This is a genomic window from Enterococcus cecorum, assembly GCF_052119425.1.
In the GTDB taxonomy this organism is placed as follows: domain Bacteria; phylum Bacillota; class Bacilli; order Lactobacillales; family Enterococcaceae; genus Enterococcus_E; species Enterococcus_E cecorum_C.
The window spans coordinates 1-10,201 of the sequence record NZ_JBQKFH010000059.1; the positions used below are offsets into that span (position 1 = coordinate 1).

Here is a 10,201-nt window from a genome sequence, read left to right on the forward strand (position 1 = left end):
TGTGCTTTATTTTTGTATTCACTTTCAAAAGATAAATAGAGATCTTTCCACTACTATCTAAATGGAAAGACCTCTATTTTTTCACATAGGGGCTACTTTTGGGTCAGCCCCCTATTTTATTAGTTTGTGTAAAATGTTTTACTGAATGATATCGATAAAAAACACGAACAATAAATAGAAAACAAGTGTAAAATATAAATAAATTATTGAAAATCTTTTGAAAGTAACATAGAATGTGAATAGATGAATAATACGTTCATAAATATGATGATTTTCGAGGTGCGAAATGGAAAAGCTAGAACTGCTTTATGAAGGCAAGGCTAAAAAATTGTATAGTACAGATGAAGAATACGTAATATTAGCGGAGTATATGGATCAAGCAACGGCACTGAATGGTTTGAAGAAAGATGCAATTTCAGGTAAAGGAGCGATGAATAACCAGATTACTTCGCTTATTTTTGATAAATTAGCTGAAAATGGTGTACCCAGTCACTTTATTCGTAAAATTTCTGAAACCGAACAATTGATTCAAAAAGTGAAGATTATTCCGTTAGAAGTCGTCGTTCGGAATGTGGCTGCTGGAAGTTTTTCAAAACGTTTAGATATTAAGGAAGGAACACCTCTAAGTTTTCCAATCGTTGAATTTTATTATAAAGAAGACCGTCTAGATGATCCATTTATAAATGATCAACATGTCTTAGTGCTAGATATTGCGACTCAAGAAGAGATTGATCAAATTAAAGCTTTGGCATTAAAAGTCAATGAAGTCTTAAAGACATGGTTCTTAACTTTAGATATTCAATTAATTGATTTTAAAATTGAAGTAGGACGTACAAAAGAAGGCAAAATTTTATTAGCTGACGAAATTTCACCAGATACTTGTCGTTTGTGGGATGTTCATACCAACAATCATTTAGACAAAGATATCTATCGTCGTGATTTAGGTGATTTAGTCCCAGTTTACCAAGAAGTTTTACGAAGAATTGAAAATAATTAATAAAGGAGTACAATCATGGTTTTTGTAAAAGTTTATGTTACTTATAAAGAGTCTGTTTTAGATCCTCAAGGTGAGGCGGTTAAAGGAGCATTACATCGCATGGGTTATAGCGAAATTGAAGAGGTTAGAATTGGTAAATATTTCGAAATGCAAGTTAACCCTGGAACTCGTCCTGTTGAAGAAGTCATTGAAGAAGCTTGTGATAAATTATTAGCAAATGTCAACATGGAAACTTATCGATTCGAAATCATGGATGTGGAGGAAGCGTAACATGAAATTTGCAGTGATTGTATTTCCTGGGTCTAACTGTGATTTGGATATGTTATGGGCAATCAAAAATGTCTGTGGTGCAGAGGCAGAATATGTCCGACATGATGCAACAAGTTTAGAAGGTTTTGATGGGGTCTTTTTACCTGGAGGCTTTTCTTATGGTGATGCGTTAAGATGTGGTGCGATTGCTCGTTTTTCAAATATTATGTCTGAAGTGATTCGTTTTGCTAATGAAGGCAAGATGGTTTTGGGTACGTGTAATGGATTTCAAGTGTTAACGGAAGCTGGTTTACTTCCTGGTAGCTTGATTCGTAATCGTTCTTTACACTTTGTCTGTAAAACGGTTGGCTTAAAAGTTGTCAATAATGAAACGAAATTTACCAGCGAATATCAAAAAGATGAAGTGATTCAAATTCCTGTCGCTCACGGTGAAGGTAATTATTATTGTGATGAAGAAACTTTAGCCAAACTAAAAGCCAATAACCAAATCGTCTGTACATATGAAGAAGATATTAATGGCTCAGTTGAAAATATTGCTGGAATTTGTAATGAAAAAGGGAATGTCTTAGGAATGATGCCCCATCCAGAACGTGCGATGGAAGAATTATTAGGTAGTGCTGATGGCAAGCGTTTCTTTGCTTCTATTTTGAAAAACTTCGGAAAGGTGACGCAAAACTAATGAAGAAATTTATCGAACCGACTCCTCAAGAAATTAAAGATCAAAAAATATATACGCAATGGGGTTTAACTGATGAAGAATATGCGATGATTGAAAACATCTTAAATCGCATGCCTAACTATACGGAAACAGGGTTATTCTCTGTCATGTGGAGTGAACATTGCTCTTACAAGAATTCAAAACCAGTATTAAAGAAATTCCCAACATCAGGTAAACAAGTATTACAAGGTCCTGGGGAAGGTGCCGGGATTGTCGATATTGGCGATGGACAAGCAGTTGTTTTCAAAGCAGAAAGTCATAACCATCCATCTGCAGTAGAGCCATATGAAGGTGCAGCAACTGGTGTCGGCGGTATTATCCGTGATATCTTCAGTATGGGAGCTCGTCCAATTGCGATTTTAGACTCTTTACGCTTTGGTGAACTAGATAATAACCGTACAAAATACTTATTAGAAGAAGTTGTTGCGGGGATTAGCGGCTATGGTAACTGTATCGGTATTCCAACTGTTGGTGGGGAAGTTGCTTTTGACCCATGTTACGAAGGCAATCCGTTAGTCAATGCGATGTGTGTCGGCTTAATTGATCATAAAGATATTCAAAAAGGCCAAGCAAAAGGTGTCGGCAATAAAATTATGTATGTCGGTGCGAAAACTGGACGTGATGGGATTCATGGGGCTACCTTTGCTTCAGAAGAGTTTGTAGAAGGCGAAGAACAACAACGTTCAGCTGTCCAAGTAGGCGATCCTTTTATGGAAAAACTATTATTAGAAGCTTGTTTAGAATTGATTTTAGACCATTCTGATATTTTAGTTGGGATTCAAGATATGGGAGCCGCTGGTTTGGTTTCTTCAAGTTCAGAAATGGCTTCAAAAGCTGGTTCAGGGTTGAAATTATATCTTGATGATGTGCCGCAACGTGAAAGTCACATGACCCCTTATGAAATGATGCTTTCAGAATCTCAAGAACGCATGCTTATCTGTGTCAAACAAGGTTGTGAAGATCAAGTAGTGGCGCTTTTCAAAAAATATGATTTAGACGCGGTTTCTATTGGTGAAGTAACGGACGATGGGCTGTATCGTTTGTATCATCATGGTAAAGAAGTCGCGAATATTCCAGTTGATGCACTTGCTGAGGATGCGCCTGTTTATCATAAACCTTATCAAGAACCGGCTAGAATCCAAGAATTTGCGCAAATGGCTGATTTTGTACCACAACTTACGGATAGTACCCAAACTTTCCTAGATTTATTACAACAACCAACCATCGCTTCTAAAAAATCCATCTATGAAACCTATGATTATCAAGTGCGTACAAATACTGTAGTTACGCCAGGTAGCGATGCAGCGGTACTTCGCATTCGTGGCACGCAAAAAGCTTTGGCCATGACGACAGATTGTAATGCACGATATCTCTATTTGAATCCTGAAATTGGTGGTCAAATTGCGGTGAGTGAAGCCGCTCGTAATATCGTTGCTAGCGGGGGGCGTCCTTTAGCGATTACAGACTGTCTAAACTATGGCTCACCTGATAAACCAGAGGGCTTCTGGGAATTGTGGACTTCAGCCGATGGAATTGCTAAAGCATGCGAAGTGTTAGATACGCCAGTTATTTCAGGAAATGTATCTATGTACAACGAAACGAATGGCAAGTCCATTTATCCAACACCGATGATTGGGATGGTAGGTTTAGTTGAAAAATTAGCACATATCACGACCCAAGACTTCAAACAAGCGGATGATTTAATTTATGTTATCGGTCAAACTGCACCAGATTTCAATGGCTCTGAGTTACAAAAAATGTTACTAGGAAAAATTGAGGGTCGCTTAATGAATTTTGATTTAGCTACTGAAAAAGCCAATCAAGATTTAGTGTTACGAGCAATTCAAGCTGGTTTAGTAGCAAGTTGTCATGATTGTAGCGAAGGTGGTTTAGCTGTAGCCATCGCGGAAAGTTGCTTTAAGAATGAATTGGGAGCCAAAGTAAGTTTTGACTTTGAACAAGCCTTATTATTTGCTGAAACCCAATCACGTTTTGTTTTATCTGTAAGACCTGAGAATCAAGCAGCTTTTGAAAAATTAATGGGAGATAAAGCACAATTTGTAGGTAAAGTTGTTGCGCAAGATCAATTAGAAATGAAGGGGACAGATGGGGCAATCTCTACTTCTGTCAAACAAGCCAAACAATTATGGGAGGATGCGATTACGTGTCTTATGAAGTAAAAAGTCTAAATGAAGAATGTGGTATCTTTGGCGTTTGGGGACATCCTGACGCCAGTAAGGTAACCTATTTCGGACTTCACAGTTTACAACATCGTGGCCAAGAAGGGGCAGGGATTGTTTCGACTGATGGCGAAAAATTATATGGACATCGCGATTTAGGTTTATTGGCTGAGGTTTTTGCAGATGAACGGCAATTAAATCGCTTGGTAGGAAATGCTGCGATTGGACATGTGCGTTATGCAACGGCCGGCAATGGCAGTGTGGACAATATTCAACCATTTTTATTTAAGTTTTATAATGGTAGCTATGGTTTGGCGCATAATGGAAATTTAACCAATGCCAAAAGTTTACGTAAACGCCTAGAACAAGAAGGGGCGATTTTCCACTCAAATTCAGATACCGAAATCTTGATGCATTTAATTCGCAAGAGCCATCGTCCTACTTTGGTGGATCAATTAAAAGAGGCGTTGAATCAAGTTAAAGGCGGTTTTGCTTACTTGTTACTGACAGAAGAAGCGATGATTGCCGCGCTTGATCCAAATGGTTTCAGACCGCTAGCAATTGGACAAATGAAAAATGGGGCTTATGTGATTGCCTCAGAAACTTGTGCTTTAGAAGTGATTGGCGCAAAGTTTGTACGTGATGTCAAACCAGGTGAAATCATTATTATTAATGATGAAGGTATTCAAATTGACCAATACACGACAGATACACAATATGCCATTTGTTCGATGGAGTTTATCTATTTTGCGCGTCCTGATTCGAATATTGCTGGGGTTAATGTGCATACCGCGCGCAAAAACATGGGGCGCTTATTAGCAAATGAAGCACCAGTAGAAGCAGATATGGTTATCGGGGTTCCGAATTCTTCCCTTTCTGCAGCGAGTGGATATGCCGAAAGTTCAGGGATTCCGTATGAAATGGGCTTAGTCAAAAATCAATATGTTGCTAGAACCTTTATCCAACCGACACAAGAACTTCGCGAACAAGGCGTTAGAATGAAATTATCTGCAGTTCGTGGTGTGGTTGAAGGGAAAAGATTGGTGTTAGTGGATGATTCAATCGTTCGTGGGACTACCAGTCGTCGCATCGTGCAATTATTAAAAGAAGCCGGGGCGAAAGAAGTACATTTAAGAATTGCTTCACCGCCGTTAAAATATCCTTGTTTTTATGGAATTGATATTCAAACACGTAAGGAATTGATTGCGGCTAATTATACGATTGAACAAATGCGGGAAATGATTGGCTGTGACACTTTAAGCTTTTTAAGTGAACAAGGTTTAATTGATGCGATTGGCTTGAATTTTGATGCCCCATATACAGGTTTGTGTATGGCTTACTTTAACGGTGATTATCCAACACCATTGTATGATTATGAAGAACAATATCGTCAATCGTTAAAAGAAAAGACAGAATTTTTTAAAGGATAAGGAGAAATTAAATGGGCAATGCATATGCTAAAGCTGGTGTCGATGTAGAAGCTGGCTATGAAGTTGTAAAAAGAATCCAAAAGCATGTACAAAAAACTGAACGCCTCGGAGTGATGAGCGCTTTAGGTGGCTTTGGAGGTTGCTTTGATTTAAGTAGCTTGAATGTAAAAGAGCCTGTCTTAGTCTCCGGAACAGATGGTGTCGGTACGAAATTGATGATTGCCATTCAAGAAGATATGCATGATACCATTGGCATTGATTGTGTGGCAATGTGTGTCAATGATATTATCGCGCAAGGTGCTGAACCACTGTATTTCTTAGATTATATCGCCACAGGTAAAAATATTCCTGAACGTTTAGAAAAAGTCGTAGCTGGGGTGGCTGATGGGTGTGTCCAAGCAAATGCTGCTTTAATCGGTGGTGAGACTGCAGAAATGCCTGGCATGTATGGTGAAGATGATTATGATTTGGCAGGCTTTGCAGTTGGAATCGCGGAAAAATCAGCTTTAATTCAAAAAGCAAATGTCAAAGCTGGGGATGTATTAATTGGTTTGCCGTCTTCAGGTATTCATTCCAATGGCTATTCACTTGTACGTAAAGTTTTCTTTGAGCAAAATGACTTTAACGGTGAAACAGTCCTTCCAGAATTAAATCAACCATTAAAAAATGTTTTATTAACGCCAACTCGCATTTATGTCAAAGCGCTTCTACCACTCATTAAGAAGCAATTAGTAAATGGTGTTGCACATATTACTGGTGGTGGCTTTATTGAAAATGTGCCTAGAATGTTCAACGAGGACGTAGCTGCACAAATTCAAGTGGGGACTTGGCCGGTATTACCAATCTTTGAATGTCTTGAAAAATATGGACAGCTTAAACATGAAGAAATGTTTGAAATCTTCAACATGGGCTTAGGCATGATTTTAGCAGTTAGTGAAGATAAAGTGGCTGAAGTGATGCAAATCCTAAAAGAAAACCAAGAGACAGCTTACATTGTCGGAAAAATGATTGAAAAAACGACCAATAGTGTAGAAATAGTGGAGGAAGGCCGATGAGAGTTGCTATTTTAGCTTCTGGTAATGGTAGTAATTTTGAAGCTTTAGCCCACCAATTTCAAGCAGGACTATTACCTGGCGAACTTGCCTTTGTCTTTAGTGATCATCATGATGCTTATGTCCTTGAGCGTGCGCGACGATTGAATGTTCGTGCTTTTAGTTTTGAGGTTAAAGAATTCGCAAATAAAGCTGCCTATGAAAAAGCGTTATTACAGTTATTGCAAGAACAAGAAATCGATTTGATTGTCTTGGCAGGCTATATGCGTATTATCGGTCAAACGCTACTTTCTCATTACAGTAACCGTATTTTAAATATTCATCCCTCCCTTTTACCTAGCTTTCCTGGTTTGCATGGGATTAAAGATGCATATGAATATGGCGTTAAAGTTACCGGGGTTACGGTTCATTTGGTTGATGATGGCGTGGATACCGGCCCGATTATCGCTCAAGAACCTGTGATGATTTTACCAGAGGATACCTTGGAATCTCTGGAAGAAAAAATTCATCAAACGGAACATCGCTTGTATCCAAAAGTATTAAGAGACGTGTTACTTCAAAGTGAAAAAAATAAATCAAAAGGGGAATAAAAAACTCATGAAAAGACGTGCATTATTAAGTGTATCTGATAAAACTGGCTTAGTCGATTTTGCGAAAGTGTTGGTTGATGCTGGTATTGAAATCATCTCAACTGGTGGTACCAAAAAAGCTTTAGATGAACATGGCGTGCCAACAATTGGGATTGAAGAAGTGACTGGTTTTCCTGAAATGATGGATGGCCGAGTGAAGACCCTACATCCAAAAATTCATGGCGGATTACTTGGTCGTCGTGATTTAGCCACACATATGGATGCGATGAAAGCTCATGATATTACACCGATTGATTTTGTTGTTGTGAATTTATATCCATTTAAAGAAACTATTTTAAAACCAGATGTTACTGAAGCGGATGCGATTGAAAATATTGATATCGGTGGACCAAGTATGTTACGTTCAGCGGCGAAAAACTTTGCAAGTGTAACAGTTATTGTAGACCCTAGTGATTATGAAAAAGTAGCTGCAGAACTTAAAGCTGAGGGTCAAACAAGTCTTGAAACACGTAAAGCCCTAGCAGCGAAAACTTTCCGCCATACAGCTAGCTATGATGCCTTAATTGCTCAGTATTTCAGTGAAATTGTAGGCGTGACGACACCTGAAAAATTAACGCTTACTTATGATTTACGTCAAACTTTACGTTATGGTGAAAATAGTCATCAACAGGCTTCATTCTACCGTTGCGCTTTACCAAAGGCGTATTCGATGGCTAGCGCAAAACAATTGAATGGGAAAGAATTGTCTTATAACAATATTAAAGATGCGGATGCGGCAATTCGTATCATTCGTGAATTTGACGAACCAACTGCAGTGGCTTTAAAACATATGAATCCATGTGGTATTGGTACAGGTTCAACAATTAAGGAAGCTTTTGATCGCTGTTTTGATGCCGATCCAGTATCGATCTTTGGTGGGATTATTGTATTAAATCGCCCAGTTGATTTAAAAACTGCTGAAGTGATGCGTCCAATCTTCCTTGAATTAATCATTGCGCCAAGTTTTGAGGACGATGCTTTAGCGATACTTTCTCAAAAGAAAAATTTGCGTCTATTAACGTTAGACTTTTCAGAAAAGAATACCGAAGAAAATGAATTTGTTTCTGTTCTTGGTGGTTTATTAGTTCAAAACCAAGATGTCATCGAAGAAAATCCTGAAAATTGGCAAGTGGTTACCAAACGTCAACCAACTAAAGACGAATTAGAAGCGTTAACCTTTGCTTGGAAGGCTGTGAAACATGTGAAGTCTAATGCGATTTTACTTGCAAAAGACAATCAGACAGTCGGTGTCGGTGCGGGTCAGATGAATCGTGTGGGGTCTGTTAAAATTGCAGTGGAACAAGCGAAGGCAGCTGGTAAACTTGAAGGTGCGGTGATGAGTTCGGATGCATTCTTCCCGATGAGTGACTCAGTTGAATATGCTGCTCAAAATGGCATTAAAGCAATCGTGCAACCTGGCGGAAGTATTAAAGACCAAGATTCGATTGATATGGCGGATAAATATGGTATTGCTATGGTATTTACCAATGTTCGTCACTTTAGACATTAAGAAAGGACTTGAGCGATGAAATTATTAGTCATTGGTAGCGGAGGTCGCGAACATGCGATTTGTCGTAAATTATTAGAAGATCCTCAAGTAGATGCTGTTTTTTGCGCAAAAGGAAATCCTGGTATGCAAAAAGATGGGGTTCAACTTGTTGATATAGCTGAAGATAATCATCCGGCTTTGATTCAGTTCGTCAAAGAACATCAGATTGACTGGACGTTTGTTGGGCCTGAAATTCCTTTATTAAATGGGATTGTCGATGATTTTCAAGCAGCTGGTCTAAAGATTTTCGGACCTAATCAACAAGCGGCGATGATTGAAGGTTCAAAAGATTTCGCCAAACAATTAATGCGTGATTATCACATTCCAACTGCTAAATATCAAACATTTTCTGATTTTGAAGCTGCTAAAGCCTATGTTCTAGAAAATGGGGCACCAATTGTGATAAAAGCAGATGGTCTGGCAGCTGGTAAAGGTGTGGTTGTTGCAATGACTGAACAGGAAGCACTAGAAGCCTTAGAAGATATGCTGTTGGATCATAAATTTGGAGCAAGTTCTGCAAAAGTGGTCGTTGAAGAGTTTTTAGACGGTGAAGAATTTTCGTTACTGTCTTTTGTAAAGGAAAATGAAGTCTATCCGATGGTGATTGCGCAAGATCATAAACGGATTTTTGATGGGGATAAAGGCCCAAACACGGGTGGCATGGGCGCTTATTCACCCGTTCCTCAGATTCCTGAATCCATGGTCCAAACAGCGATTAAAGAAATTGTCCAAAAGGCAGCAGATGGCATGGTTGACCGCAAGACGCCATTTACTGGTATCTTGTATGCTGGGTTGATTGCTACTAACGAAGGGCCTAAAGTCATCGAATTTAACGCACGATTTGGTGATCCTGAGACCCAAGTTGTTTTACCGCGATTAAAAACAAGTTTAGCACAAATTATTGATGATTTATTAAACAATCGTCAACCAGATATAACTTGGTATGATTTTGCGACACTTGGTGTAGTAGTTGCAGCTCCAGGGTATCCAGCTGATTATGAAAAAAATATTGCATTACCTGAAATGCAAAATACTGAGGAGCAAACAGTGTATTATGCAGGGGTTACAGCCAAGAAAGAGCAAATGGTTTCAAATGGCGGTCGCGTATTTTTAGTTACTTCTCAGGGAACAAATTTATCTGATGCCCAACAAAAAGCGTATGCGTATTTAAACCAGTATGATTTGTCACAATTCTTTTACCGCAAAGATATAGGATTTAAAGCTTTAAAATAAATGTTTAAGGTAGCCACAGTGCTGCCTTTTTCGGCTCTTTGTCAAGTAGTGTTGTTGGCAATTAAGTCAATTGGAGAGAAAGTTATTTTATGAATGCTTTCTCTCTTTTTTTTATTTTCTTTTCTTTTTTCAATCGACGCTTA

At 38.6% G+C, this 10,201-nt stretch carries 9 protein-coding genes; all 9 read left to right on the forward strand.

Annotated features, from left to right (window positions below; all coding sequences use genetic code 11):
* The first annotated feature begins 286 nt into the window (after nt 1-286).
* From purC to purD, 9 genes are read left to right on the forward strand one after another with little or no spacing between them, the layout of a single operon-like run.
* Nucleotides 287-997, forward strand: a complete 711-nt coding sequence (purC, locus tag ACTQZM_RS10975) for a phosphoribosylaminoimidazolesuccinocarboxamide synthase (protein ID WP_441653794.1) — start codon at nt 287-289, stop codon at nt 995-997.
* A gap of 15 nt (nt 998-1,012) precedes the next feature.
* Complete coding sequence (purS, locus tag ACTQZM_RS10980; protein ID WP_016252098.1) at nt 1,013-1,267, forward strand: phosphoribosylformylglycinamidine synthase subunit PurS; 255 nt, start codon at nt 1,013-1,015, stop codon at nt 1,265-1,267.
* A 1-nt stretch (nt 1,268) separates the two neighbouring features.
* A complete protein-coding gene (gene purQ / locus ACTQZM_RS10985; RefSeq protein ID WP_441653795.1) occupies nt 1,269-1,946 on the forward strand; it encodes a phosphoribosylformylglycinamidine synthase subunit PurQ in 678 nt (225 codons plus the stop codon).
* On the forward strand, nt 1,946-4,165 hold the full coding sequence (gene purL / locus ACTQZM_RS10990) for a phosphoribosylformylglycinamidine synthase subunit PurL (RefSeq protein WP_441653796.1): 2,220 nt from the start codon (nt 1,946-1,948) through the stop codon (nt 4,163-4,165). Before purQ ends, purL begins: the two co-directional genes overlap by 1 nt.
* The gene (gene purF / locus ACTQZM_RS10995) at nt 4,150-5,595 is read left to right on the forward strand and encodes an amidophosphoribosyltransferase (RefSeq protein WP_441653797.1); all 1,446 of its coding nucleotides are present in this window, start codon (nt 4,150-4,152) and stop codon (nt 5,593-5,595) included. The genes purL and purF overlap by 16 nt, the downstream gene beginning before the upstream one ends.
* Nucleotides 5,596-5,606: 11 nt before the next feature.
* A complete protein-coding gene (gene purM, locus ACTQZM_RS11000) occupies nt 5,607-6,650 on the forward strand; it encodes a phosphoribosylformylglycinamidine cyclo-ligase (protein ID WP_441653798.1) in 1,044 nt (347 codons plus the stop codon).
* The gene (gene purN / locus ACTQZM_RS11005) at nt 6,647-7,237 is read left to right on the forward strand and encodes a phosphoribosylglycinamide formyltransferase (RefSeq protein ID WP_441653799.1); all 591 of its coding nucleotides are present in this window, start codon (nt 6,647-6,649) and stop codon (nt 7,235-7,237) included. Before purM ends, purN begins: the two co-directional genes overlap by 4 nt.
* A gap of 7 nt (nt 7,238-7,244) precedes the next feature.
* Nucleotides 7,245-8,786, forward strand: coding sequence for a bifunctional phosphoribosylaminoimidazolecarboxamide formyltransferase/IMP cyclohydrolase (gene purH, locus ACTQZM_RS11010; protein WP_441653800.1), 1,542 nt, complete (start codon nt 7,245-7,247; stop codon nt 8,784-8,786).
* A gap of 15 nt (nt 8,787-8,801) precedes the next feature.
* Nucleotides 8,802-10,058: a phosphoribosylamine--glycine ligase gene (gene purD, locus ACTQZM_RS11015; protein ID WP_441653801.1), complete on the forward strand. Its 1,257-nt coding sequence runs from the start codon at nt 8,802-8,804 to the stop codon at nt 10,056-10,058.
* Nucleotides 10,059-10,201 lie beyond the last annotated feature (143 nt).

Coding starts and splice junctions, on each gene's coding strand:
- purQ (WP_441653795.1), top strand. CDS start 1,269: ATGAAATTTGCAGTGATTGTATTTCCTGGGTCTAACTGTGATTTGGAT.
- purL (WP_441653796.1), top strand. CDS start 1,946: ATGAAGAAATTTATCGAACCGACTCCTCAAGAAATTAAAGATCAAAAA.
- purM (WP_441653798.1), top strand. CDS start 5,607: ATGGGCAATGCATATGCTAAAGCTGGTGTCGATGTAGAAGCTGGCTAT.
- purC (WP_441653794.1), top strand. CDS start 287: ATGGAAAAGCTAGAACTGCTTTATGAAGGCAAGGCTAAAAAATTGTAT.
- purD (WP_441653801.1), top strand. CDS start 8,802: ATGAAATTATTAGTCATTGGTAGCGGAGGTCGCGAACATGCGATTTGT.
- purN (WP_441653799.1), top strand. CDS start 6,647: ATGAGAGTTGCTATTTTAGCTTCTGGTAATGGTAGTAATTTTGAAGCT.
- purS (WP_016252098.1), top strand. CDS start 1,013: ATGGTTTTTGTAAAAGTTTATGTTACTTATAAAGAGTCTGTTTTAGAT.
- purH (WP_441653800.1), top strand. CDS start 7,245: ATGAAAAGACGTGCATTATTAAGTGTATCTGATAAAACTGGCTTAGTC.